Here is a 25,019-nt window from a genome sequence, read left to right on the forward strand (position 1 = left end):
TTGTGCGACAACGTATTCTGACGCTGTTGCTGGGGTTGGCGGTGCTGGTCACCGCCGGCTGCGGTTTTCACCTGCGTGGCACCACGCAGGTGCCGAATGAAATGAAAACGCTGATCCTGGACAGTTCGGATCCTTACGGCCCGTTGACGCGCGCGGTGCGTGAGCAGCTGCGTCTTAACGACGTGACTATCGTCAGCGATCCGAAACGTAAAGACGTGCCTTCCCTACGCATCGTCGGCGCGACGGAAAGCCAGGATACCGCTTCTATCTTCCAGGACGGTAAAACCGCCGAGTACCAGCTGGTGCTGACCGTACAGGCGCAGGTGCTGATCCCGGGCCATGACCTGTATCCGCTGTCGGTGAAAGTGTTCCGTTCCTTCTTCGACAACCCGCTGACCGCGCTGGCCAAGGACTCCGAACAGGAGATCATTCGCCAGGAAATGCGTGAGCAGGCGGCGCAACAGCTGGTGCGCAAACTGCTGACCGTGCATGCGGCGGAAGAAGAGAACCGGCAGAAAGCCGCTGCCGCCGGCGAACGAGCGGCAAGCCAAACCGCACAATGATCCGCATTTATCCGGAACAACTTGCCGCGCAGCTCCGAGAGGGGCTGCGCGCTTGTTATTTATTGAGCGGCAATGAACCGCTGCTGCTGCAGGAAAGCCAGGATTTGCTCCGGCAGGCCGCGCAACAGCAGCAGTTCAGTGAGCACTACAGCATTTCCCTTGACGCCCATACCGACTGGGACGCCATCTTCGGCATCTGCCAGGCGATGAGCCTGTTCGCCAGCCGCCAGACGCTGCTGCTGATCTTCCCGGAAAACGGCCCGACGGCGCCGATCGGCGAACAGCTGACCAAGCTCGCCACGCTGCTGCACGAGGATATTCTGCTGATCCTGCGCGGCCCACGTCTCACCAAAGCGCAGGAAAACAGCGCCTGGTTTAAGGCGCTCAGCCCGCACGGTGCCCTCGTCAGTTGCCAGACGCCGGAACAGGCGCAGCTGCCGCGCTGGGTCGCCACGCGCGCCAAGGCGATGAAGCTGGAGCTGGACGACGCCGCCAATCAGCTGTTGTGCTACTGCTACGAAGGCAACCTGCTGGCGCTGTCGCAGGCGCTGGAGCGGCTGTCGCTGCTGCACCCGGACGGCAAGCTCACGCTGCCGCGCGTCGAACAGGCGGTGAACGACGCCGCCCACTTCACGCCGTTCCACTGGCTGGATGCCCTGCTGGCCGGCAAGAGCAAGCGCGCCTGGCATATCTTGCAGCAACTGCAGCAAGAGGACGTGGAGCCGGTGATCCTGCTGCGCACTCTGCAGCGCGAACTGCTGCTGCTGCTGACGCTGCAGCGCCGCATGGCTTCCGCGCCGCTGCGCACGCTGTTCGATCAGCACAAGGTCTGGCAGAACCGCCGCCCGCTGGTGACCCAGGCGTTGCAACGCCTGTCCGGCCCCCAGCTGCAGCAGGCGGTACAGCTGCTGACGCAAATCGAGCTGACCCTCAAGCAGGACTATGGCCAGTCGGTCTGGCCGGAACTGGAAACCCTGTCGATGCTGCTGTGCGGCAAACCCCTGGCCACGAGTTTTAGCGATGCCCACTAATCCGGAACACCCCACCGTTTTGCACGCGCTGTTCGGCGGCACCTTTGACCCGATCCACTACGGCCACCTGCGGCCGGTCGAAGCGTTGGCCGCCGAAGTGGGCCTGAATCGCGTCACGCTGCTGCCTAACCACGTGCCGCCGCACCGCCCGCAGCCGGAGGCCAATGCGCAGCAGCGCCTGAAGATGGTGGAGCTGGCTATCGCCGGCAACCCGCTGTTTGCGGTCGACGATCGCGAACTGCACCGCACCACCCCCTCCTACACCATCGAGACGTTAGAAACGATTCGTAAAGAGCGTGGCGCCGCCCAGCCGCTGGCGTTTATTATTGGCCAGGACTCGCTGCTGACGCTGCATAAGTGGCACCGCTGGCAGGCGCTATTAGACGTCTGCCATCTGCTGGTGCTGGCGCGCCCGGGCTATAACGATCGCATGGACACGCCGGAGCTGCAGCAGTGGCTGGAACGCCATCGCACCGCCGACCCGGCGCTGCTCAGCCGTCGCCCACACGGCCATATCTATTTGGCCGATACGCCGGAACTGGAAATTTCCGCCACCGAGATCCGCCAGCGCCGCCATCAGGGCCTCAACTGCGACGACCTGCTGCCACGCCCGGTGCAGCGCTACATCGAGTTGCAGGGTTTATATCGCTAGCGAAAGGTGCGTGATATACTGCGCCGCTATTTTTCAGGTATCCGCTGAAAACCCCGGAAACCTTAGCTGGCCGGGCAGTCACCAGTTAGCTGGCTTTCAGCGGCAGCCTGCCGAAACCATTATCCGGTTACGCCGCGGCGCGCGCATTTTGCCCGCCGCAGCCGACTGAACAGAACACACCCGAGGGGGAACCTTTGCAAGGTAAAGCGCTCCAAGATTTCGTCATCGATAAAATCGATGACCTGAAAGGCCAAGACATTATCGCTCTGGACGTCCAGGGCAAATCCAGCATCACCGATTGCATGATCATCTGCACCGGCACCTCGACTCGCCACGTGATGTCGATCGCCAACCACGTGGTGCAGGAATCCCGTGCCGTTGGCATGGAGCTGTACGGCATGAAAGGCCAGGAAGCCTCCGACTGGATCGTGGTCGATCTGGGCGAAGTTATCGTGCACGTGATGCAGGAAGAGAGCCGTCGCCTGTACGAGCTGGAAAAACTCTGGAGCTAAGCGGTGAAACTGCAATTGGTGGCGGTCGGCACCAAAATGCCAGACTGGGTGCAAACCGGCTTTATGGATTACCTGCACCGCTTTCCCAAAGATATGCCGTTTGAGCTGACCGAGATCCCGGCGGGCAAACGCGGCAAAAACGCCGACATCAAGCGCATTCTGGACAAAGAAGGCGAACAGATGCTGGCGGCGGTGGGCAAAGGCAACCGCATCGTTACGCTGGATATCCCAGGCACGCCGTGGGAAACGCCGCAGCTGGCGCAGCAGCTTGAGCGCTGGAAGCAGGATGGCCGTAACGTCAGCTTGCTGATCGGCGGCCCGGAAGGGTTGGCGCCCGCCTGCAAAGCCGCTGCCGAGCAGAGCTGGTCACTTTCTCCGTTGACATTGCCGCATCCTTTGGTGCGCGTCCTGGTGGCCGAAAGCCTCTACCGCGCCTGGAGTATTACTACAAATCATCCTTACCACCGGGAATAGCCGGTGGTGACCGTGACAGAGTGAAATAAAGCAGCGGGATGAAAATAGAACGTAACCCTTTTCGCGACTATACGGCTGAATCCGCCCTGTTTGTACGCCGCGCCCTGGTGGCGTTCTTGGTCATCCTGGTGCTGTCCGGCATCCTGATCGCCAACCTGTATAATCTGCAAGTGGTCCGCGTCGAGGATTACCGCACCCGCTCCAACGAAAACCGCATCAAGCTGGTGCCTATCGCGCCCAGCCGCGGCATTATCTACGATCGCAACGGCACCCCACTGGCGCTCAACCGCACCATTTACCAGCTGGAGCTGATGCCGGAGAAGGTTGACGACCTCAAAGCCACGCTGCAGGCGCTGCGCACGGTGGTCGACCTGACCGACGACGACATCACCAATTTCGAAAAAGAGCGCAAGCGTTCGCGACGTTTCGTCTCCATTCCGGTGAAAACCGCGCTGACCGAAGTGCAGGTCGCCCGCTTTGCGGTCAATCAGTTCCGCTTCCCCGGCGTGGAAGTGAAAGGCTACCAGCGCCGCTACTACCCTTACGGCTCCGCCCTCACCCACGTCACCGGCTACGTGTCGAAGATCAACGACCGCGACGTCGAACGCCTGGACAAAGACGGCAAGCTGGCCAACTACGCCGCGACCCACGACATTGGCAAGCTGGGCATCGAACGCTATTACGAAGACACGCTGCACGGCAAAACCGGCTACGAAGAGGTCGAGGTCAACAACCGCGGCCGGGTGATCCGCCAATTGCACGAGCAGCCGCCTTCCGCCGGTCAGGACGTCTACCTGACGCTCGATCTCAACCTGCAGCGCTATATCGAGCAGCTGCTGGTAGGCAGCCGCGCCGCGGTGGTGGTGAGCGATCCGCGCACCGGCGCCATTCTGGCGATGGTGTCCAACCCGAGTTACGATCCGAACCTGTTCGTGGACGGCATTTCCAGCAAGGACTATCAGGGGCTGCTGAACGATCCGAATCGCCCGCTGATCAACCGCGCCACGCAGGGAGTTTACCCGCCCGCGTCGACGGTGAAGCCTTACATCGCGGTGTCGGCGCTCAGCGCCGGGGTGATCACCAAGAACACCGTGGTGTTCGATCCCGGCTGGTGGCAACTGCCCGGCTCGGAAAAACGCTTCCGCGACTGGAAAAAATGGGGCCACGGCCGGCTGAACGTCACCAAGGCGCTGGAAGAGTCCGCAGATACCTATTTCTATCAGGTCGCCTATGACATGGGGATCGATCGGCTGTCGACCTGGCTGACCAAATTCGGTTACGGCCAGTACACCGGCATCGATCTGTCCGAAGAGCGCTCCGGCCTGATGCCGACGCGCGAATGGAAGCTGAAGCGCTATAAAAAGCCGTGGTATCAGGGCGACACCATTCCGGTGGGCATCGGCCAGGGTTACTGGACCGCCACGCCGATTCAGATGGCCAAGGCGCTGAACACCCTGATCAACGACGGCACCGTCAAAACGCCTCACCTGCTGCAGAGCACCCGCGTCAACGGCGCGCTGGTGCCGTTCAAACAGGAAGAAGACACGCAGATCGGCGATATTCACTCCGGCTTCTGGGAAATCGCCAAAGACGGCATGTACGGGGTGGCCAACCGTCCGAACGGGACGGCGCGCAAATACTTTGCGGACGCCCCTTACAAAGCCGCGGCGAAATCGGGTACCGCACAGGTATTCGGCTACGAAACTTACAACGCCCATAAACTGGCGGAGCACCTGCGCGATCATAAACTGATGACCGCCTTCGCGCCGTTCAACAATCCGACGGTGTCGGTCGCCATCATTCTGGAAAACGGCGGCTCCGGTCCGGCGGTGGGCACCATCACCCGCCAGATCCTCGACCATATTCTGCTGGGCGACAACAATACGCAATTGCCAAGCGAAGCTCCGCTGCCGCCTGGCGTAGAAGGTGACTAAGGTAGAACATGACTGAAAGCCAACAAAAAGGCTCGATCTGGACAAAAATCCACATCGACCCGACGTTCCTGCTGCTGATCCTGGCCCTGCTGGTCTACAGCGCCTTCGTGATGTGGAGCGCCAGCGGCCAAGACATCGGCATGATGGAGCGCAAGATCGGGCAGATCGTCATGGGGCTGATCGTGATGGCCGTCATGGCGCAAATCCCGCCGCGCGTATACGAAAGCTGGGCGCCCTATCTGTATATCTTCTGCGTGATTTTGCTGATCCTGGTGGACGCCTTCGGGCAGATCAGTAAAGGCGCGCAGCGCTGGCTGGATCTCGGCGTGGTGCGCTTCCAGCCGTCGGAAATCGCCAAGATCGCCGTGCCGCTGATGGTGGCGCGCTTTATGAACCGCGACGTCTGCCCGCCTTCGCTGAAAAACACCGCCATCGCCCTGGTGCTGATCTTCCTGCCGACGCTGCTGGTGGCCGCGCAGCCGGATCTGGGCACCTCGATCCTGATCGCCGCCTCCGGCCTGTTCGTGCTGTTCCTGTCGGGCATGAGCTGGAAACTGATCGCCGTCGCCGCCGTCGCGCTGGCGGCCTTTATCCCGGTGCTGTGGTTCTTCCTGATGCACGGTTATCAACGCGACCGCGTGATGATGCTGCTCGATCCGGAAAGCGACCCGCTCGGCGCCGGCTACCACATCATTCAATCCAAGATCGCCATCGGCTCCGGCGGCCTGTCCGGCAAGGGCTGGCTGCACGGCACCCAGTCGCAGCTGGAGTTCCTGCCGGAACGCCATACCGACTTTATCTTCGCCGTGTTAGCCGAAGAGCTGGGGCTGATCGGGGTGTTGGTGCTGCTGGCGCTTTACCTGCTGGTGATCATTCGCGGGCTGATGATCGCCGCCAAGGCGCAAACCACCTTCGGCCGCGTGATGGTTGGCGGCTTGATGCTGATTTTGTTCGTTTATGTCTTTGTTAACATCGGTATGGTCAGTGGCATTTTGCCGGTAGTTGGCGTACCTTTGCCTCTGGTCAGTTACGGGGGTTCGGCGCTGATAGTGTTGATGGCCGGTTTCGGCATCATCATGTCGATCCACACGCATCGGAAAATGCTGTCTAAAAGTTTATAAGAGGTGAGTAATGCGTAAGGAATGGCTTTGGATCGGCGTCGCGGCAGTGTTGCTCTCCGCCTGTACCGCCCCGACCACGGAACAGCAGGCGCCACAACAGCCGTACAACGGCCCGGTGGTGGAAATCGGTGGCGTCGAGCCTCAATATGAACCCTATAACCCTAATAACATGCAGGATTATAAGGTTAATGGCGATACTTACCGCATCGTAAAAGATCCGCAGAACTTCTCGCAGACCGGCCTGGCGGCCTGGTATGGCGAAGAAGCCAACGGTAACACCACCGCGCTGGGCGAGCAGTTCGATCCGAACGGCCTGACCGCGGCGCACCCGACGTTGCCGATCCCTAGCTATGTACGTGTCACCAACCTGGCCAACGGCCGTCAGCTGGTGGTGCGCGTCAACGATCGCGGGCCTTACACCAAGGGCCGCATCATCGATCTGTCGAAAGCCGCCGCCGATCGCCTCAACCTGTCCAACAACACCAAGGTCAAAGTCGATTTCATCAACGTGGCGCCGGACGGCACGCTGAGCGGCCCGGGCACCATCGGCACCATCGTGGCGAAACAGAGCTACGCCCTGCCGGCACGCCCGGATCTCGGCTCCAGCGGCATGGGCACCCCGATCCAACAGGACGTGCCGGTCGCCAGCGGCGCGGCGGTGCGCCCGATCGATAACAGCAGCCTGCGCACCGACGACAACAACGCGCCAGCCGCCGGCGGCAACGCAACCGGCGGCCGCAGCGGTTTCCTCGGCGCGCCAAGCGCCGTACCGGCCGGCGTGCTGGAAGGATCAGAACCTGAAGCCGTGGCCGCGCCGGTCGCGGCCGGCACCGCGGCTGCCGGCATGGCTGCTGCGTCTTCCTCCGGCGGTTACGTGGTGCAGGTCGGTGCGCTGAGCAGCGCCGAGCGCGCCCAGAGCTGGCAGCAAAGCCTGAGCCAGCAGTTTGGCGTGCCGGGCAAAGTGGCGGCTAACGGCAACGTTTATCGCGTCCAGCTCGGCCCGTTCAGCAGCCGTCAGCAGGCAACCCGGCTGCAGCAACGCCTGGCCAGCGAAGCGCAACAACAGTCTTTCGTTACTGCTGCACCCTAAGCGTTAAGCCCGGCGGGCATTCGCGGCTGATAAGCGGTTATTTAGCTGAAACATTTTCTTGCAGCTAAAAGTTCTCTAACCGCAATTAGTCAGATGAATGGGTAATGCCTGCCGGGATCGCATCTGCTATAGTGTGGCTCGTTTTTTAACTTTACTTTCACGGATGTTGTAGTCCCGATCATGAAACAAGTAACTTCTTTTCGCTTAATCAAAAGCATCGCACTCGGCACCGTTATCGCAATGAGCGCAGCCTCCGTTGCACATGCCGATGACGTTAACATCAAAACCATGATCCCAGGTGTCCCGCAGATCGATGCGGAAGCGTATATCCTGATTGATTACAACTCCGGCAAGGTGCTGGCCGAGATGAACGCCGACGCGCGTCGCGATCCGGCCAGCCTGACCAAAATGATGACCAGCTACGTCATCGGCCAGGCGCTGAAAGCGGGCAAAATCGGCCAGGACGATCTGGTGACCGTCGGTCAGGACGCCTGGGCGACCGGCAACCCGGTGTTCAAAGGCTCCTCGCTGATGTTCCTGAAGCCGGGCGATCGCGTGCCGGTCTCCAAACTGACCCGCGGCATCAACCTGCAATCCGGTAACGACGCCTGCGTGGCGATGGCCGACTACGTCGCCGGCAGCCAGGACGCGTTCGTTAACCTGATGAACACCTACGTCAGCAAGCTGGGCCTGCAGAACACCCACTTCCAGACGGTACACGGCCTGGATGCCCAGGGCCAGTACAGCTCGGCGCGCGACATGGCGCTGATCGGCCAGGCGCTGATCCGCGACGTGCCGGAAGAGTACGCGATTTACAAAGAAAAAGAGTTCACCTTCAACAATATCCGCCAGATGAACCGCAACGGTCTGCTGTGGGATAACAGCCTGAACGTCGACGGCATCAAAACCGGCCACACCGACGCGGCGGGTTACAACCTGGTGGCTTCGGCGACCGAAGGCCAGATGCGTCTGATCTCCGCCGTGATGGGCGGCCGCACCTACAAAGGCCGCGAAGCCGAGAGCAAGAAACTGCTGACCTGGGGCTTCCGCTTCTTCGAAACCGTGGCGCCGCTGAAGGTCGGTAAAGAGTTCGCCTCCGAGCCGGTCTGGTTCGGCGATGCCGACCGCGTTGAGCTGGGCGTGGACAAAGACGTCTACCTGACCATCCCGCGCGGCCGCATGAAAGATCTGAAGGCCAGCTACGTGCTGAACACCCCTGAAATTCACGCGCCGCTGGCGAAAAACCAGGTGGTCGGCAGCATCAACTTCCAGCTGGACGGCAAAACCATCGACCAGCGTCCGCTGGTGGTGATGAACGAAGTGAAAGAAGGCGGTTTCTTCAGCCGCATCGTGGACTACATCAAACTGATGTTCCACCACTGGTTCGGTTAACGGTTGAATCGGGCGAAATTGCCCCCATATACTGAATAACATTAACTCCCGCCCCGGCGGGAGTTATAATTTATAGATTAGCTAGCACTCTGGAGCGCACGCACATGCAAAAAACTAAACTGAACGAACTGCTCGAATTCCCTTGCTCGTTTACCTACAAGGTGATGGGCCTGGCGCAGCCTGAGCTGGTTGACCAGGTAGTTGAAGTGGTGCAGCGCCATGCACCGGGCGATTACAACCCGCAGGTTAAGCCGAGCAGCAAAGGCAACTACCACTCCGTTTCCATCACCATCAACGCTACTCACATCGAGCAGGTCGAAACCCTGTACGAAGAGTTGGGCAACATTGAAATTGTTCGCATGGTGCTGTAATTCCAGCATAAACCCCTGCTTATCAACCCGGGATGGCGCAGCGTCTTCCCGGGTTGCGCATTTTTGGTCAGCGAAAGGCTGGTCGCAGGCCGGAGCGCCCGGTATAATGGCTTTACCACTTCTGTAACCTGACGATGACTCTTTTGCAACCAGACAAGATCATTTTGCGTCAGCTGGGGTTGCAGCCCTACGCGCCTGTATCCCAAGCCATGCACAACTTCACCGACAGTCGTACCGAGACTACGCCGGACGAGCTGTGGCTGGTGCAACATCACCCGGTCTTCACCCAGGGCCAGGCCGGCAAAGCCGAGCACCTGCTGATGCCCGGCGATATCCCGGTGGTCCAGAGCGATCGCGGCGGCCAGGTGACCTACCACGGGCCGGGCCAGCAGGTGATGTACGTGATGGTCGATCTGAAACGCAGCAAGGTCGGCGTGCGCCAATTGGTTACGGCGATAGAAGATACGGTTATCAACACCCTCGCCCACTTCCGCCTCGAATCGCGCGCCCGTCCCGATGCGCCTGGCGTGTACGTGGGGGAGCAGAAAATCTGTTCGTTGGGTTTGCGGATCCGCAAAGGCAGCTCATTCCACGGCCTGGCCCTGAATGTGGCGATGGATCTCAGCCCCTTCCAACGCATCAACCCTTGCGGTTACGCCGGCATGCAAATGACGCAGGTCAGCGCGCTGGCGCCCGGCGTTGGCATTGAAGACATACACCCAATCCTGGTACAGGAATTTGTTCATTTACTCGGCTACCAGACGGTCGAGCTTCGTAACTGGAACCTGCACGATTACCTATGAGGCCTAGGGGCTAGCGGTCATTTTCACCGCAATCAGAAATTGCTAACGTCTATTATTTCTTCTGTGCAGCAATATATGCCCCTAATAAACTCTTTTTAGTATAAATTCGTTTATTAATAAATCGCTCGACCCCTTTCCTTGTTGAGGAGTTAAACTTTATCAGTTTAGGAATGGCGACTTTATCTTTATTTTTTAGCAGCAACTCCGTAGCAACATAAATGCCATCCCAGTTATGCTTATAATTAAAGTAATGCCCAGTGCTTTCCGATGATGCATACAAAATATTAAAGTGATTTCTATCAAGTACAACAATGGCTGAAATATAACATAACAAGTAATCGGGCCGAGTCAGACGTTGCAACAGCTCATCTCGTCTCTCTAAGTTGGCATAATAATTCTTTGGATCGTCACTGGTTGCACAGCCTTCAAACTCTCTAAGCCATGCCTGAATGAAATTACTTTCCCTAGGGCAAACGATAAACCAGTTTTCTGAGATAGGTTTATCAATATTAGACGTACATTCATTTGAGTAAAAAAGAAATGCCTCGTGATTTTGCATTCTTGATGTTATCCACTCAAGACCTTCAGTTAAAAATATGCTGGCATCCATCCAGACTCCGCCATATTTTTTAAGAAGTAACAACCTGATGATATCAGCAACATTAGATTTAGGGAGCGAGCCATTAACCTCAGGGAGGGTAATATAATTATGAACATTGTTTTCGTTCAATACCATCACTTCGTAATCAGAACATAGTTTTTTAACCTGCTCAATGCACATTCGCACAATTTCAGGTAACGTCTCTGAGTCCCAATATATCCAGATTAACTTTGGTATCACATAATTATTGTAGTGCTTTTTATTACTTTCATTAATCTCAACCCAATTAACATTAGGTGTCTCTTCCCTTCTCTCGGTAATGATTTTTAGCATTTTAAAAAATTTCTTTATCATTTTATGAATCCCGTTTTGTCAAATAGCGAAGAGCTACACTTAAAGATGAAAGTTTGAAAGTATCCCTGTCAATAAGAATGATGCCCATACGTTTAAGCACAATATACTGATATAACGATATTGCAAATTCAGATACTGTCCATATAGTTGCAGTAGTTAAACCTCCGCCATACGGCAGAATCAAGTAATTAGCAGTCAAACTAAATACTGAAACTATGATTTGTATTTTCACAAATACTTTATCGAGCCCCATATTCAGCATCACTTGGCCGCCAATAATAATGCCATAAAACACGGCAAAAAGGCCGAAAGACAGAATCACAACGATAGGTGCTGACGGTAAAAAAGCCTTACCAAATATAATTAACGTAGCCAATTTACTGAAAGTAATCATACCGATAAGCATCATCAAACTCATGCAAATAAATATCGGCATAATTTTCTTTACTGTTTCAACACCTTCATTCTTATCCCTACCAAATTTTTCCGAAAGGATAGGGAAAATAATTTGATAAACTGGCATTATCATTACACTTTTAGCAACTTCAATAAGCTTTTGGGCTGAAGAATAGTAACCAACATCTTGCTTTGTAGATATTGCCCCCAAGAGAACAATCCCTGTAGTAGTATACAAATTTGTCACTACACTAGAGAGAAAAAGGTGCCTATCTTCCTTCAAGTAACGTATGCAGTCTTTTATTGGTGCGAATCTTAACTTTACACGATATTTACTGATGATAATACCAAATGTGATAATTGCCGTTATTAGAGTTATTACATTAAGGATCGCCGCATAGAGTAAAATATCGTCCGGAGATTTAATGAGCACAACAATCAATATGCAAGAAGCTGATTTTGAAACAAAAGATAGAAGTGCAATGGTTTTAAAATCACTATAAGCTTGCAAAAACCATGTTTGGGTAAAAAGCAAGGACAAGCACGAGCAAAAAGTAATCAGCGCAAGCGCAATGTTATTCTTAAGATCACCAATAGTGAATATACATATTGCAAATATAGCCATGCTTATAGAAATCAGTAACATCTGCGAGGTAAATATTGTTGAGAATATCTGATTACTACTGTTTTTTTCCCGCGTAACGCGTCTGACGCCAGTAAAGTTAAAGCTATAGCTGACAACAAGAGAGAAATACCCAACAATCGCTGCGATATAATTTATCAACCCCAATTTTTCAGGACCAAATATCCTGGCAACAATAGGTATTGTTATTAATGGGAAAACATAGTTTGCCATTTGCACAAAAAACATATATGAAAGATTTTTGATGTTTTTCTTCATATTATTGCATTGCTCGATTAAAATTTTAAATATTTTGACGGATTTCCCATTGAAAATCAATCGCTTTATCGGTCACCAAACCGAAACTCATTGCTAAACTTACAACATTCGACAGACCATTGATTGATAGGTCATTATTTCATGCTGCAAAATGCTAAAACAGTCACAAAAAATCAAAAAAAACCAATAAATTCAAAGTATTGAAATAAACCCCATGAAATAATAAAAATCAACACCAAAAAAATCGTCAATAGCCTAGCCCTGTAAGATAAAATTATTATTTTAAGAAATATCCCATACCGAAATTACCATGCCATACCCATTACTTTCGGTGGATGAAACCTCGAAGGTATCCAGAAATCGCTCAAGATCACCTCATCAGAGCATAGAAATCAACACGTTATCTATCGAATCAACGCAATAGCACTAAATTAATTTAATATCAAAAGGATAAACAGAAAACCCTGTAAGTTAACATTGTGTTATGTCTACCCCCCCATTCCCTCTAATTTTTTCACCCTGCTTATTGAAAATACTTCAACATTGCCTATCCTACTGATTGTGATATATTAATTTATATGGAACATTAAAGTTTCACTCAGAGATTTCATTACAAAGCTACGGGGATATTGATGGGGACTATCAGATTCGGTGCACTGGACAACCTCAAATTTTTATCGGCCATACTAATCATCAGTATGCATGTACATAACCTTGGAATGGAAAGCATTTACTCATATTCGCTCGTTAATGGTCTCTTTAGATATGCTGTTCCATTCTTCTTTATTGTCAATGGTTATTTTTTAATCGCCTCTATTGAAAAATCAGGATTTTACACTTGGGTTAAACGAGTAATCATCCTTTATACTCTATGGATGATTATTTACCTTCCTATTTATTACAAGCAGTTTGATATTCATACGAGCACTGGGAAATTAGATCTCGCTATAACAATGCTTCTGGGTTTTCATCATCTCTGGTATTTGGTCGCGATGTTTGTCGGAGGAGTACTTTTATTTTTGACCAGAAAGTCAAATATGAACGTTATGTTGGCAATTTCATTTGCATTGATAATATGTGGTGTACTTATACAGTATTACTTAAAAATCCATGGGAAACAGCTAACTCAAGACCGTTACATTCTTATTAACTTATACCATAATTTTCTATTTATGGGATTCCCTTTTATGTTCATTGGTCATTATTTACGAACCCAGAAAATAGAAATCAATCAAAAAATCGCTATCTCTATAGCAGCGCTCTCTGCCTTTTGCGTAATCTTTGAGTCGATCTATTACTATTCTATTGGTGACATACTGCCTATAGATACGCTTTTTTCCGTATCAATTTTAGCACCAGCTCTTTTCTTAATAGCAAAAAATATCAATATCAAAAAAAGCGTGAAATCGATGTCAACAATAGCAACAGCTGTTTACCTAACACATCCTTTCATCATAAAAATCGTATCATCTGATAGATTCGGAATCTCTGAGAGTATGTATACCATATTCTTACTTAGCTCTGTTTTTTCTATTTTACTTGCCATCATCCTTTCAAAGATGAATAAAAAGTTCAAGTATCTACTCTAATAGCGCTGCGGGTCTATTAATATACCATTAATGGGCCCAATAAAATCCCACAAAATTTAACCTATCGACTTAGTCCCTACATATATATCGTATTTGACTACCGAGATAATCTGTTACGCTTGCTTTGATTCATTATCTCCAGTCAACACTGCTTGCCATAGCCACTCCAATATAATCCTACAATAAGGGCTGAATGGATCGCGTCAAAAGTGATATAATTTCGGCTCGGCTTGACCATCACGTCACCATAAGATTGTAAGCTGTTGATAATCAGTAAAAAACAACTCAAGCTTCGTAACTGGAACCTGCACGATTATGAGTAAACCAATTCAGATGGAACGCGGCGTCAAATACCGCGATGCTGACAAAATGGCGCTGATCCCGGTCAAAACGGTGGTCACCGAACGGCAGGAGCTGTTGCGTAAACCCGAGTGGATGAAGATCAAACTGCCTGCCGATTCAACGCGCATTCAGGGCATCAAAGCCGCCATGCGTAAAAACGGCCTGCACTCCGTCTGTGAGGAAGCCTCGTGCCCTAATCTGTCCGAGTGTTTCAACCACGGTACCGCCACCTTTATGATCCTCGGCGCCATCTGTACCCGTCGCTGCCCGTTCTGCGACGTGGCCCACGGCCGCCCGATCGCGCCGGACGCCAACGAGCCGGAAAAGCTGGCGCAAACCATCGCCGACATGGCGCTGCGTTACGTGGTGATCACCTCGGTTGACCGCGACGATCTGCGCGACGGCGGTGCTCAGCACTTTGCCGACTGCATCTCCGCCATCCGCGCCAAGAGCCCAAACATCAAAATTGAAACGCTGGTGCCGGACTTCCGCGGTCGTATGGACCGCGCGCTGGAGATCCTCACCGCCACGCCGCCGGACGTGTTTAACCACAACCTGGAAAACGTGCCGCGCGTATACCGCCAGGTGCGCCCGGGCGCCAACTACGAGTGGTCGCTGAAGCTGCTGGAGCGCTTTAAAGAGGCGCACCCGAATATCCCGACCAAATCCGGCCTGATGGTCGGCCTGGGCGAAACCAACGCGGAAATCGTCGAAGTGATGCGCGATCTGCGCCGTCACGGCGTCACCATGCTGACGCTGGGCCAGTATCTGCAGCCGAGCCGCCACCACCTGCCGGTGCAGCGCTACGTCAGCCCGGCCGAGTTTGACGAGATGAAAGAAGAAGCGATGGCAATGGGCTTCACCCACGCCGCCTGTGGCCCGTTCGTGCGTTCGTCTTATCACGCCGATCTGCAGGCCAAAGGGATGGAAGTGAAATAACGCGTAATAGTTTGTTACGCTAAAGACGGCGGAAACGCCAAAAAACGGATGTCCACAAGGCATCCGTTTTTTATTGCGCGCCCTCAGACGGGATTAAACGTCTTTCTTCTCGACGCTCTGCTGAGCGGACTGGCTCTCGGCAGTGTTGCTGCCGGCGGCCGGCGGCGTGCTGTCGTCACCCACGGCTTTTTTAAAGCCTTTCAGCGCCGCGCCAAGATCGGCGCCGAGCGTGCGCAGTTTGCTGGTGCCGAACAGTAAAATCACCAATACCGCAATCACCAGAAGTTTGGTAATACTGATACCTTCCATACTCACCTTCTTATCATAGAGCGCTGCGTGAACAGCGAGAAAAACTGACCTTGCCTGCGAATATTTAGCGACTTTCCCCCCGCTCGCACAACCGCAACATGTAACAGAGTGAGATCCGTCGCAGGAATGCCACGCCGCCTCACGGCGTGAACTCCAGACTATTCTTAGTTTATCACCCGCATGATACGCTGCCATGATACTTATCAGGGAGATGCCGGATGTATATTGCCCCCCCCATTTTCGATGCCCGAAAATCCGGCCTCAGCTTCGCCAAACGCACCTATCTGCCCCGCGTCGCCGGTCTGGGGCTCGGCTTTATCTGCGTTTGCGCCGCACTCTATCCCTTGGCTCCGCCCACGGCGGTCTGGCTATTGCTGGCCTTTCACGGTTTTCTCTGGCCGCATCTCGCCTACCGCTTGGCCTGCCGCGCCAAAGATCCGTTCAAAGCCGAGATCCGCAACCTGCTGATCGACTCCGCCTTCGGCGGCTTCTGGGCGGCGATGATGGCGTTCAACGCGCTGCCGGCGATCGTCATCCTGTCGATGATGAGCATGAACAACATCGCTTCGGCCGGTAAGGCCCTGTTTGTCAAAGGGTTGGCGATTCAATTGGCCGCGGCGGCGCTGACCGGCGCGCTGCTCGGTTTCCCGTTCCACCCGCACAGCACGCCGCTGCAAATCTATCTGTGCCTGCCGATGATCTACCTTTATCCCACGCTGCTCGGCCTGGTGACCTACCGCACCGCCAAACGGCTGGCGGAAAAAAAACAGGAGCTGCAACGCATCAGCACCCGCGATGGGCTGACCGGCTTGTACAACCGCCGCCATTGGGAGCATCTGCTGCATCGTCAGTTCGACAGTTGCCGCCGCTACCAGGACAACGCCACGCTGATCTTGATGGATATCGATCGTTTCAAAACCATCAACGATACTTTCGGCCATGCGCTGGGGGATGAGGCCCTGGCGGCGCTGGCGGAAGAGCTGCTGATTGGCTTGCGCAACGTGGATATCGTCGGTCGCTACGGCGGCGACGAGTTTGGCGCAGTGCTGCCGAACACCAGCGCCGAACAGGCGGAAACCGTCCTGCGGCGCATCCAGCAGCGGCTGGACGCCGTTATCTTCAAAGAGGCGCCACAGCTGCGGCTACAGATCAGCGCCGGCATCGCCAACTACCACCCCGCGCTGGGCGGTTATCTGGACTGGCTGAAAGCGGCCGACGGTGCGCTTTACCGAGCGAAGCAAAATGGCCGCAACCGGCTGGAAACGGCGGCGCCGACGGGCGACTAACTTACTGGTTTAATAACTTGGCAAAATACTTCGGCGCTTCGACAAAGCCTTCACGCCGGTAAAACGTATGCGCCCGCTCGCGGCGGCTGTGGCAATGGACTTCAAGCCGATCGCAGCCGCGACGGTGCGCCAGCGCCTCGCCCTCCGCCAACAGCCGCCGCCCTACGCCTGCGCCGCGCGCTCGGTCGTCGACGCAAAAATAGCTGATGCGGCCAATGTCGCCGGCCAACGCCAGCTGCGGCAGAAAATGCAGCGACAGCACGCCCAGCACCCGCTCGCCCTCCACTGCCACCAGCAGCGCCTCGTCCGGATGCGCCAGCAGCTGGCGCATTCGCTGCGTCAGAAACGCCTCGGTGCCGGGATAATCCAACGCCGTCATTAATTCGGCGATAGCCTGGCGATCGCTCAGGCGCGCCGTTCTGATTTCCATGGGGTGACCTCGCAGATTGTCGATACTACAAAATAGGCGGCGTTAGGTGTAACATCCACCGGGTACGGTAAAAAAGGCCGTGCGGCACGCTGGAGATGACATTCCTCCCTAACCGCCTTCACAGGCTGATGATGTCTACGTAACCTCTCGGAGAGAGGCGCGTAGCGTTACGCCTGTCCCTTTCCGAGTCCCGTGAATTTCTCTGATTGAAAGGTAGTTGCCCCATGTTGAGCTCTTTACTGGCCGTATTTATCGGCGGCGGCGTCGGCAGCGTTTTGCGCTGGGCGGTAAGTATGAAAATGAATCCGCTGAACGCCCACATTCCGCTCGGTACGCTGATGGTCAATCTGATCGGCGGTTTTATCATCGGCCTGGCGATGGCGATTTTCACCCGCATGACGCATCTGGACCCCACCTGGAAATTACTGATCACCACTGGGTTCTGCGGCGGCCTGACCACCTTCTCCACCTTTTCGCTGGAGGTGGTGTACCTGATGCAGGATGGCCGCTTCGGTTGGGCGCTGGCCAACATGCTGCTCAACCTGGCCGGCTCGCTGGCGATGACGCTGCTGGCTTTCATGCTGGTGATGTGGGTCAACGGGCGCTAAGCCCTTAATGTTTCCTTAATCTTGCATGCGCATAATCTCATCCAGTACTTCTGACTGGATGAGAAACCGCTATGTTTAGCCTGCCGAAAACCGCCGCCGAAGCGATTGCCGTTGCGCTGTGCGTGCTGATCGTCGCCGCCTTTATCAAATCCTACCTGTTCGCTTAAGCGCCTTTTCCCCACGGCACGCGTTCATCTTGCGTCTTTCCGGCCGACTACACTACAATTGAGAATGAACGTTCACACCCAAAAATGTGAACCCGGCTTACGCGTAGCAAAGGATCGGGCAAATGCTCTCCCCCAACGACAGTAAACAGGCCAAGGTGCAGGCCCGCCGCGATCAGATCGTCGAAGCGGCGAAAACCAGCTTCCGCCGCCACGGCTTCCACGCCGCCAGCATGGCGGAAATCGCCCAGGGCTCGCAGCTCAGCGTCGGGCAAATCTATCGCTATTTCGCCAATAAAGACGCGATTATCGAGGAAATCGTCAACCGCATCATCGCCAGCAAGATGCAGCGGCTGGAAAACCTTGGCGATCACATCAACCTGATCGCCGGCACGCTGGCGGCGCGCACGCTGTTTCAGCAGCCGGGCGAGAGCGAAACCGATCACATGCTGATGCTGGAAGTGACCGCCGAGGCCACGCGCAACCCGGTGGTAGCCAAAATGCTCAGCGATGCGGAAGCGCGGCTGTTTCGCCACGTGTGCCACAACCTGCAGCGGCTGTATCCCCATTTCAGCGCGGAAGAGATCGCCGCGCGGGTGGAGTTTATCGCCGTCATGAGTGAAGGCACCGGTTACCGCATCCTTACCACGCAAAAAGCCGATGCGTCCCTGCTGCGCGATCTGTATCAGCAGGCCATTTCTCACCTGTTCAGGAAACGCTAATCTCCCATGACCAAACACTTAGCCAGACAACGTCTGGTGTACGCCGTCGTGCTTGGCCTGCTGGCCGCGCTGGGGCCGCTGTGCACCGATCTCTATCTGCCCGCCCTGCCGGAAATGGCGGGCGAACTGAATACCTCCACCGCCGCCGCGCAGCTCAGCCTGACCGCCGGGCTGCTCGGCCTGGGCGTCGGCCAGCTGATTTTCGGCCCTTACAGCGACAAACTGGGCCGCATGCGCCCGCTGTTGCTGTCGCTGATCCTGCTGCTGGGCGCTTCGCTGTGGTGCGCGCTGGCGCCCACCATCGACCAGTTGCTGATCGCACGCCTGCTGCAGGGCATCGCCGGCGCCGGTGGCGCGGTGATTTCCCGCGCCATCGCCCGCGATCTGTATGCCGGCCATGAGCTGACCCGCTTCTTCGCCCTGCTGATGCTGGTCAACGGCCTGGCGCCGATCGTCGCGCCGGTGCTGGGCGGCGTTATGCTGCAGGTGATGAACTGGCGCGGCATCTTCGGCGTGCTGGCGGCCATCGCCGTGCTGCTGTTCAGCCTGTCGGCGCTGAAACTGCACGAGTCCCTGCCGGCCGAGCGCCGCAGCCAGGGCGGCATTCTGGCGATGATGATGTCGCTGGGCAGTCTGTTGACCCAGCGCTATTTCATGGGCCTGTGCCTGACACAGGGCTTCGTGATGGCCGGCATGTTCGCCTATATCGGCGCCTCGCCTTTCGTCTTGCAGCAGATCTACGGCCTCAGCCCGCAGATGTTCAGCCTGTGCTTCGCCATTAACGGCGTCGGGCTGATCATTGCGGCGCAGCTGGCCAGCCGCCTCAGTTCGCGTTGGGGAGAGCGTCGCGTGTTGAAGAGCGGGCTAACGCTGGCGGCCGTCGCATCGCTGTTGCTGCTGTTGGCCGCCGCGCTGCATGCGCCGCTGGTGTTGTTGCTGGTGCCGCTGTTCTTTTCGGTGGCGGTGATCGGCATCGTCGGCCCAACCGCCTCTTCGCTGGCCATGCAAAGCCAGGGTGACAAAGCGGGCAGCGCGTCGGCCTTGATCGGCGTGTGCATGTTCGCGCTCGGTGCCTGCGCCGTGCCGCTCACCGGGCTGGGCGGCACGTCCAGCCTGTCGATGGCGCTGACCATCGTCGGCTGCTACGCCGTCGCCATCCTGCTGTTCAGCCTGTTAGGCCGCCGCAGCGAGGCATAACGCGCTTCGTTTACTCCTACCGTATCGACAAAGTATCCCCTTGCCCAAAAATGATTGCCCCACAACTTCTTTCGTATATGTGGAAAACGATTGTAAAGCCGGATTGCACTGCGTCCTTTCAGGACGCCCATCAACGTCGAAATCGATAGCTTCGGGGGGACTATCACGACCAGATGCACATGATCTGGCTGAATATTTAGCTCAAGGACTTCACAGTCCTTCATGTTGCAGAGGATATAAATTGTTCGGTAGAGCTCTTTACCCACCTTGTCGCGGAGGATTTTAAATCGATACTTCGGCGTCCACACCAGGTGGTATTTGCAACGCCAGAACACATGTGATGAACTCCTGTATAAACCCATGTTGGTGATTTCCTTCTTACTTGTGGTGAGTAAGCTGGAATATTCCGGCATGGGTTTCCTTCAGGCTAGAGCCTCACAGGTTCAATCACCACCTCCTTAGGAGGTGGTTTAAGGCTTACAGTAAAAGACCACCTCCTGAGGAGGTGGCTTTACACGACGCCCCCTAAAAGGGGGCCATTTTCGAGTTAATCCTGCAACAACTCCATCTGCTGTTCGATCTCTTGGTCCTTCTTATCCTGATGCCTCACGTATCGCCTGATAATTTCTTCGTTTACTCCTACCGTATCGACAAAGTATCCCCTTGCCCAAAAATGATTGCCCCACAACTTCTTTCGTATATGTGGAAAACGATTGTAAAGCCGGATTGCACTGCGTCCTTTCAGGACGCCCATCAACGTCGAAATCGATAGCTTCGGGGGGACTATCACGACCAGATGCACATGATCTGGCTGAATATTTAGCTCAAGGACTTCACAGTCCTTCATGTTGCAGAGGATATAAATTGTTCGGTAGAGCTCTTTACCCACCTTGTCGCGGAGGATTTTAAATCGATACTTCGGCGTCCACACCAGGTGGTATTTGCAACGCCAGAACACATGTGATGAACTCCTGTATAAACCCATGTTGGTGATTTCCTTCTTACAATAAAAAACCCGCTCAATGAGCGGGTTTTAAGAAATTCAGCTACGCAGCTTAGATAGCAGTAACGTTAGCGGCAGATGGGCCTTTGGCACCGTTCGTGATTTCAAATTCTACACGCTGGCCTTCAGCAAGCGTTTTGAAACCGTTGCTAACGATGGCAGAGAAGTGAACGAAAACGTCCTTGCTACCATCTTCCGGAGTAATGAAACCGAAGCCTTTGGATTCATTAAACCACTTAACGCTACCTTTAATCTTAGACATCAAACTTACCTTTAACGTGAATGAAAGACACAAAACCTGTGTCTATTACAGTACAGCAAGCAGGCAGGATTTTGTCCACCACCGCGATCACAGAAATCCGATAAAGAGTGAAAAAATCCGTGTTGTCCGGTGTAAATTGATTGCACCGGTTGCGATAAGTTACCGTGCCAGGTCAATCCTCTCCACCCACCGGCGAACAACGAGCGAACACCCAAACTCGCCCGCTTCCCCCAGCGTTGACGCTCCCGTGCAGACGCAATCGCTATGAAATATAACCAGATGGTCTTTTTGCTTCGGCGGCCGCTGCACTAGGGTTAGGGTTTATTTCCCACTGTGAGCCAAGCCTATGACCAGCCAGTTGGCAGACAAAATCATCGCCTATCGGCGTGAGCTGCACCAAAACCCGGAGCTTTCCAATCACGAATTCGCCACCACCGCCCGACTGACGCGCTGGCTGCAAGAAGCGGGCATTCGCCTGCTGCCGCTGGCGCTGAAAACCGGCGTCGTGGCAGAGATCGGCAGCGGCAAGGGGCCGATCATCGCGCTGCGCGGCGACATTGACGCTCTCCCGATCGACGAAATCGCCGACGTGCCCTTCAGCTCGCAAAACCGCGGCGTGATGCACGCCTGCGGCCACGACTTTCATACCTCAGTGATGCTCGGCGCCGCACACCTGCTGAAAGCGCGTGAGGCCGACCTGCCCGGCACGGTACGCCTCTTCTTCCAGCCGGCGGAAGAGACCTTCAACGGCGCCCGGCACCTGATCGACGCCGGCGCGCTGGATAATGTCGCCGCGGTGTTTGGCCTGCATAATGCGCCGGAGCTGCCCACCGGCACCTTCGCCACCCGCGCCGGGCCGTTCTACGCCAACGTCGATCGCTTCCAGATCCTCATCACCGGCAAGGGTGCGCACGCCGCCAAACCGGAACAGGGCGTCGACACCATCGTCACCGCCAGCCAGATCGTCGGCGCCCTGCAGACGCTGCCCAGCCGCAGCTTCAGCTCGCTGGAATCGCTGGTGGTGAGCGTAACGCGCATCGAAGGCGGCAATACCTGGAACGTGCTGCCGCAAACCGTGGAGCTGGAAGGCACGGTGCGCACCCACAGCGACGCGGTGCGCCGCCAGATGCCGGACAAGATTCGCCAGGTAATCGACGGCATAGCCGCCGCGCTGGGTGCGCAGGCCGAACTCCGCTGGCAGCCGGGGCCGCCGGCGGTGATCAATGACCCGCATTGGGCGGCGTTCAGCAAAACCGTTGCCGCCGAGGCCGGCTACCGGGTCGAAGAGGCGGAGTTGCAGATGGGCGGTGAAGATTTCGCGCTGTATCTGCATCATGTACCGGGGGTATTTGTCAGCATCGGTTCCGCCAGCGAGTTCGGCCTGCATCATCCGCGTTTCAATCCCGATGAACGGGCCCTGTTCCCCGCGGCGCAATATTTCACGCTGCTGGCGGAACGCACGCTGCAACAATTAACCACCGCGCCGGAAAAAGCCCTCAGCAACGCCTGAATAATGAAAATAGTATTTCCCCGACGCCGCACATGCCGCGTCGGGCCTTATTATTTCGCTCGCCGTGATATTTGCAATTTTCAACATTTGAATATGCTGTTTTGTTGTTTTACATCCCGCCGCCGCTCATCAATAGTGGACCCATCAAACACCGCGCGCCTCTGCGGCGCATGACAGGATAATCACGATGAGCGACAACGCGAATAATCAACGGCAATTGCGCCTGGGTGCCATTCTGCATGGCGCATCGGGAAATATGTCCGCCTGGCGCCACCCGGACGCCACCGCCGACGCCAGCATTAACCTCGAATTTAATATCGCCTCGGCGAAAAAAGCCGAACAGGGGAAATTCGATTTCGTCTTCGTCGCCGACGGGTTATATATCAACGAAAAATCCATTCCGCATTTTCTTAATCGTTTCGAACCGCTCACCCTGCTGGCCGCGCTGTCCGCCGCCACCGATAAAATTGGCCTGGTGGGCACCCTCTCCACCTCCTACAGCGATCCGTTCACCGTCGCCCGCCAGTTCGCCAGCCTCGATCACCTGAGCCACGGCCGCGCCGGCTGGAACGTGGTGACGTCGCCGCTGGAAGGCTCGGCCAAAAACTTCTCGCGCACTGAACACCCGGAACACAGCCTGCGTTACCGCATTGCCGGCGAATTTCTCGACGTCGCCAAAGGGCTGTGGGACTCCTGGGAAGACGACGCCTTCGTGCGTAATAAGACCAGCGGCGAATTCTTCCGCACCGGCAAACTGCACACTCTCAATCACCAGGGGGAGTTCTTCTCTGTACAGGGGCCGCTGAACATCGGCCGCACGCCGCAGGGGCGCCCGATCCTGTTCCAGGCCGGCGCCTCCGAAGACGGCAAACGGCTGGCGGCCCAACACGCCGATGCGATCTTCACCCATCACGACACGCTGGAACAGGCACAGGATTTCTATCAGGACGTGAAGCGACAGCTGGTGGAACAGGGGCGAGAACCGGACGATCTGCGCATCTTCCAGGGCGTCAGCGTGATCGTCGGCGACGACGACGCGGACGTCGAGCGCCAGTACCAGGAAACCGCCCGCCTGGTCAGCATCGAGAACGCCCTCAACTACCTCGGCCGCTACTTCGAGCATTACGACTTCGCCCGCCATCCGCTGGACGCGCCCTTCCCCGACATCGGCGATCTGGGGCAAAACAGCTTTCGCAGCACCACCGACGCCATCAAGCGCAGCGCCCGCGAGCGCAACCTCACGCTGCGCCAGGTGGCGCTGGAAGCCGCCTCGCCGCGCCCGGTGTTCAGCGGCACGCCGGAAGCGGTGGCGGACGGTCTGCAGCGCTGGTTCGACGGCAAAGCCGCCGACGGTTTCATCATCAGCGGCGGTACGCCCAACGCCTTCGGCCACTTCGTCGATCGGGTGGTGCCCGTCCTGCAACAGCGTGGCCTGTTCCGCCAGGCGTACCACGGCGACACGCTGCGCGAGCACCTGGGCCTGAAGCGCCCGCTGAACAGATTCACCCAATGATAAGATCGCTTTCAGGGATACCCGCTATGCAGAAAACCGTTACTGCCGCCCTCGTGGCGGCCTTGCTGAGCCTGACCGGCGCCGCACAGGCGGGCACCGGCATCGATTTGCAGGCCAATGAAACCCCGATCCACGCGCCGAAAAACCCGCAGGCGATCGCCAAACTGCCGGCCGATTTCCACTTCGTGAAGCCGGGCCAATTCACCGTCGCGATCGCCGCGCTCAACACGCCGCCGCTGGCGCTGTTCGCCGCCGACAACCGGCGGCTGATCGGCAGCGAGGTGGATATCGCTCAGCTGGTGGCCGACAGCCTGGGCCTAACGCTTAACGTGGTGCAAACCTCGTGGGAAGACTGGCCGCTGGGGGTGGTTTCCGGCAAGTATGACGCGGCCATCACCAACGTCACCGTGACCAAAGAGCGCAAAACCCGCTTCGACTTCGCTACCTACCGCATCGACTCGCTCGGCTTTTATGTCAAAACCGGCGGCAAGATCGCGACGATCAAACAGCCTGCCGATATCGCCGGATTAAAAATTATCGTCGGCTCCGGCACCAATCAGGAAGCCATCTTGCTGGCATGGGACAAGCAGAATCGGCAGCAGGGGCTTAAACCTTTCCAGCCAATCTACGTGACCGACGATGCAGCCGCCACGCTGGCGATCCAATCCGGCCGGGCCGACGCCTACTTCGGGCCGAACGTGCTGGGCGCCTATAAAGCGGCGCTGAACGGCCGCACCCGGCTGGCAGGCACGGTGGAAGGCGGTTGGCCCAAGGCGGCACACATCGCCGTCACCACCCGTAAAGGCAACGGCCTGGTGCAGGCGGTGAACGAAGCGCTGAACGGCGCGATCCGCGGCGGGCAGTACGATCGGGTGCTCAACCGCTGGGGCGAGAGCGTCGAACGCCTTGCGCAGTCGGAAATCAACCCGCCCGGCCTGGGCGATTAGGAG

27 protein-coding genes and 1 riboswitch are annotated in these 25,019 nt (G+C 55.9%); of the genes, 20 read left to right on the forward strand and 7 right to left on the reverse strand.

Going from position 1 to position 25,019, the window contains the following annotated elements; translation table 11 throughout:
- Positions 1-2: 2 nt before the first annotated feature.
- The 11 genes from lptE to lipB all read left to right on the forward strand — a co-directional run bounded on the left by lptE (position 3) and on the right by lipB (position 9,943).
- Complete coding sequence (gene lptE / locus GF111_RS06700) at positions 3-563, forward strand: LPS assembly lipoprotein LptE (RefSeq protein WP_038877452.1); 561 nt, start codon at positions 3-5, stop codon at positions 561-563.
- A complete protein-coding gene (gene holA / locus GF111_RS06705; RefSeq protein ID WP_055316089.1) occupies positions 560-1,594 on the forward strand; it encodes a DNA polymerase III subunit delta in 1,035 nt (344 codons plus the stop codon). Before lptE ends, holA begins: the two co-directional genes overlap by 4 nt.
- Complete coding sequence (gene nadD / locus GF111_RS06710) at positions 1,584-2,246, forward strand: nicotinate-nucleotide adenylyltransferase (protein ID WP_015376938.1); 663 nt, start codon at positions 1,584-1,586, stop codon at positions 2,244-2,246. Before holA ends, nadD begins: the two co-directional genes overlap by 11 nt.
- A 194-nt stretch (positions 2,247-2,440) precedes the next feature.
- Entirely contained in the window at positions 2,441-2,758 is a 318-nt protein-coding gene (gene rsfS / locus GF111_RS06715; protein ID WP_038877448.1) for a ribosome silencing factor, read from the forward strand.
- A 3-nt stretch (positions 2,759-2,761) separates the two neighbouring features.
- Positions 2,762-3,232, forward strand: coding sequence for a 23S rRNA (pseudouridine(1915)-N(3))-methyltransferase RlmH (gene rlmH, locus GF111_RS06720; protein ID WP_004940002.1), 471 nt, complete (start codon positions 2,762-2,764; stop codon positions 3,230-3,232).
- Positions 3,233-3,270: 38 nt separating this feature from the next.
- The gene (mrdA, locus tag GF111_RS06725) at positions 3,271-5,166 is read left to right on the forward strand and encodes a peptidoglycan DD-transpeptidase MrdA (protein WP_038877446.1); all 1,896 of its coding nucleotides are present in this window, start codon (positions 3,271-3,273) and stop codon (positions 5,164-5,166) included.
- A gap of 8 nt (positions 5,167-5,174) precedes the next feature.
- Complete coding sequence (gene mrdB, locus GF111_RS06730) at positions 5,175-6,287, forward strand: peptidoglycan glycosyltransferase MrdB (protein ID WP_004940006.1); 1,113 nt, start codon at positions 5,175-5,177, stop codon at positions 6,285-6,287.
- A gap of 10 nt (positions 6,288-6,297) precedes the next feature.
- Positions 6,298-7,377, forward strand: a complete 1,080-nt coding sequence (rlpA, locus tag GF111_RS06735) for an endolytic peptidoglycan transglycosylase RlpA (RefSeq protein WP_147190413.1) — start codon at positions 6,298-6,300, stop codon at positions 7,375-7,377.
- Positions 7,378-7,557: 180 nt separating this feature from the next.
- The gene (gene dacA, locus GF111_RS06740) at positions 7,558-8,769 is read left to right on the forward strand and encodes a D-alanyl-D-alanine carboxypeptidase DacA (protein ID WP_004940010.1); all 1,212 of its coding nucleotides are present in this window, start codon (positions 7,558-7,560) and stop codon (positions 8,767-8,769) included.
- Between the two features lie 104 nt (positions 8,770-8,873).
- Entirely contained in the window at positions 8,874-9,140 is a 267-nt protein-coding gene (gene ybeD / locus GF111_RS06745) for a DUF493 family protein YbeD (protein ID WP_004940012.1), read from the forward strand.
- A gap of 134 nt (positions 9,141-9,274) precedes the next feature.
- The gene (gene lipB, locus GF111_RS06750; RefSeq protein WP_047728544.1) at positions 9,275-9,943 is read left to right on the forward strand and encodes a lipoyl(octanoyl) transferase LipB; all 669 of its coding nucleotides are present in this window, start codon (positions 9,275-9,277) and stop codon (positions 9,941-9,943) included.
- Between the two features lie 52 nt (positions 9,944-9,995).
- Here lipB and GF111_RS06755 read toward each other — a convergent pair whose 3' ends face one another.
- The gene (locus GF111_RS06755; RefSeq protein WP_162420116.1) at positions 9,996-10,898 is read right to left on the reverse strand and encodes a capsular polysaccharide synthesis protein; all 903 of its coding nucleotides are present in this window, start codon (positions 10,896-10,898) and stop codon (positions 9,996-9,998) included.
- A gap of 1 nt (position 10,899) precedes the next feature.
- Positions 10,900-12,195: a flippase gene (locus GF111_RS06760; protein WP_139156106.1), complete on the reverse strand. Its 1,296-nt coding sequence runs from the start codon at positions 12,193-12,195 to the stop codon at positions 10,900-10,902.
- Positions 12,196-12,827: 632 nt separating this feature from the next.
- On the opposite strand from GF111_RS06760, the gene GF111_RS06765 reads away from it, so the two are divergent.
- Positions 12,828-13,784, forward strand: coding sequence for an acyltransferase (locus GF111_RS06765; RefSeq protein ID WP_162420119.1), 957 nt, complete (start codon positions 12,828-12,830; stop codon positions 13,782-13,784).
- A gap of 315 nt (positions 13,785-14,099) precedes the next feature.
- The gene (gene lipA, locus GF111_RS06770) at positions 14,100-15,065 is read left to right on the forward strand and encodes a lipoyl synthase (RefSeq protein WP_025160046.1); all 966 of its coding nucleotides are present in this window, start codon (positions 14,100-14,102) and stop codon (positions 15,063-15,065) included.
- A gap of 93 nt (positions 15,066-15,158) precedes the next feature.
- On the opposite strand, the gene tatA is transcribed toward lipA, so the two are convergent.
- On the reverse strand, positions 15,159-15,374 hold the full coding sequence (gene tatA / locus GF111_RS06775) for a Sec-independent protein translocase subunit TatA (RefSeq protein WP_038877431.1): 216 nt from the start codon (positions 15,372-15,374) through the stop codon (positions 15,159-15,161).
- Between the two features lie 218 nt (positions 15,375-15,592).
- Between tatA and GF111_RS06780 the strand changes: the two genes are divergently transcribed.
- Positions 15,593-16,660: a diguanylate cyclase gene (locus GF111_RS06780; protein WP_038877428.1), complete on the forward strand. Its 1,068-nt coding sequence runs from the start codon at positions 15,593-15,595 to the stop codon at positions 16,658-16,660.
- A gap of 1 nt (position 16,661) precedes the next feature.
- Here GF111_RS06780 and GF111_RS06785 read toward each other — a convergent pair whose 3' ends face one another.
- Positions 16,662-17,090 (reverse strand): GNAT family N-acetyltransferase, encoded by a 429-nt coding sequence (locus GF111_RS06785; RefSeq protein ID WP_048232905.1) that lies wholly within the window; start codon positions 17,088-17,090, stop codon positions 16,662-16,664.
- An 82-nt stretch (positions 17,091-17,172) separates the two neighbouring features.
- Positions 17,173-17,235, forward strand: a riboswitch (Fluoride riboswitch).
- 79 nt (positions 17,236-17,314) lie between these two features.
- Between GF111_RS06785 and crcB the strand changes: the two genes are divergently transcribed.
- The 3 genes from crcB to GF111_RS06800 all read left to right on the forward strand — a co-directional run bounded on the left by crcB (position 17,315) and on the right by GF111_RS06800 (position 19,781).
- Positions 17,315-17,698, forward strand: a complete 384-nt coding sequence (gene crcB, locus GF111_RS06790) for a fluoride efflux transporter CrcB (RefSeq protein ID WP_004940022.1) — start codon at positions 17,315-17,317, stop codon at positions 17,696-17,698.
- A 289-nt stretch (positions 17,699-17,987) separates the two neighbouring features.
- Positions 17,988-18,584, forward strand: a complete 597-nt coding sequence (locus tag GF111_RS06795) for a TetR/AcrR family transcriptional regulator (RefSeq protein ID WP_038877424.1) — start codon at positions 17,988-17,990, stop codon at positions 18,582-18,584.
- 6 nt (positions 18,585-18,590) lie between these two features.
- A complete protein-coding gene (locus GF111_RS06800) occupies positions 18,591-19,781 on the forward strand; it encodes a multidrug effflux MFS transporter (RefSeq protein WP_134267088.1) in 1,191 nt (396 codons plus the stop codon).
- Here the strand turns inward: GF111_RS06800 and tnpA (GF111_RS06805) are convergent.
- The 3 genes from tnpA (GF111_RS06805) to cspE form a co-directional block, all read right to left on the reverse strand.
- The gene (gene tnpA, locus GF111_RS06805; RefSeq protein ID WP_370633551.1) at positions 19,727-20,143 is read right to left on the reverse strand and encodes an IS200/IS605 family transposase; all 417 of its coding nucleotides are present in this window, start codon (positions 20,141-20,143) and stop codon (positions 19,727-19,729) included. The two genes, GF111_RS06800 and tnpA (GF111_RS06805), sit on opposite strands and share 55 nt — an antisense overlap.
- Positions 20,144-20,328: 185 nt before the next feature.
- Entirely contained in the window at positions 20,329-20,766 is a 438-nt protein-coding gene (gene tnpA, locus GF111_RS06810) for an IS200/IS605 family transposase (RefSeq protein WP_038874510.1), read from the reverse strand.
- Between the two features lie 70 nt (positions 20,767-20,836).
- Positions 20,837-21,046, reverse strand: a complete 210-nt coding sequence (gene cspE, locus GF111_RS06815; protein ID WP_004940030.1) for a transcription antiterminator/RNA stability regulator CspE — start codon at positions 21,044-21,046, stop codon at positions 20,837-20,839.
- A 346-nt stretch (positions 21,047-21,392) separates the two neighbouring features.
- On the opposite strand from cspE, the gene GF111_RS06820 reads away from it, so the two are divergent.
- The 3 genes from GF111_RS06820 to GF111_RS06830 all read left to right on the forward strand — a co-directional run bounded on the left by GF111_RS06820 (position 21,393) and on the right by GF111_RS06830 (position 25,016).
- Positions 21,393-22,556 carry a M20 peptidase aminoacylase family protein gene (locus tag GF111_RS06820; protein WP_047728553.1) on the forward strand — a complete coding sequence of 388 codons (1,164 nt, stop codon included), beginning with the start codon at positions 21,393-21,395 and terminating at the stop codon, positions 22,554-22,556.
- Between the two features lie 187 nt (positions 22,557-22,743).
- The gene (locus tag GF111_RS06825) at positions 22,744-24,069 is read left to right on the forward strand and encodes an LLM class flavin-dependent oxidoreductase (protein ID WP_147190723.1); all 1,326 of its coding nucleotides are present in this window, start codon (positions 22,744-22,746) and stop codon (positions 24,067-24,069) included.
- A gap of 26 nt (positions 24,070-24,095) precedes the next feature.
- Positions 24,096-25,016 carry an ABC transporter substrate-binding protein gene (locus GF111_RS06830; RefSeq protein ID WP_047728556.1) on the forward strand — a complete coding sequence of 307 codons (921 nt, stop codon included), beginning with the start codon at positions 24,096-24,098 and terminating at the stop codon, positions 25,014-25,016.
- Positions 25,017-25,019: the final 3 nt, after the last annotated feature.

Origin of the sequence: Serratia sp. HRI (assembly GCF_010119335.3) — a bacterium.
In the GTDB taxonomy this organism is placed as follows: domain Bacteria; phylum Pseudomonadota; class Gammaproteobacteria; order Enterobacterales; family Enterobacteriaceae; genus Serratia; species Serratia nevei.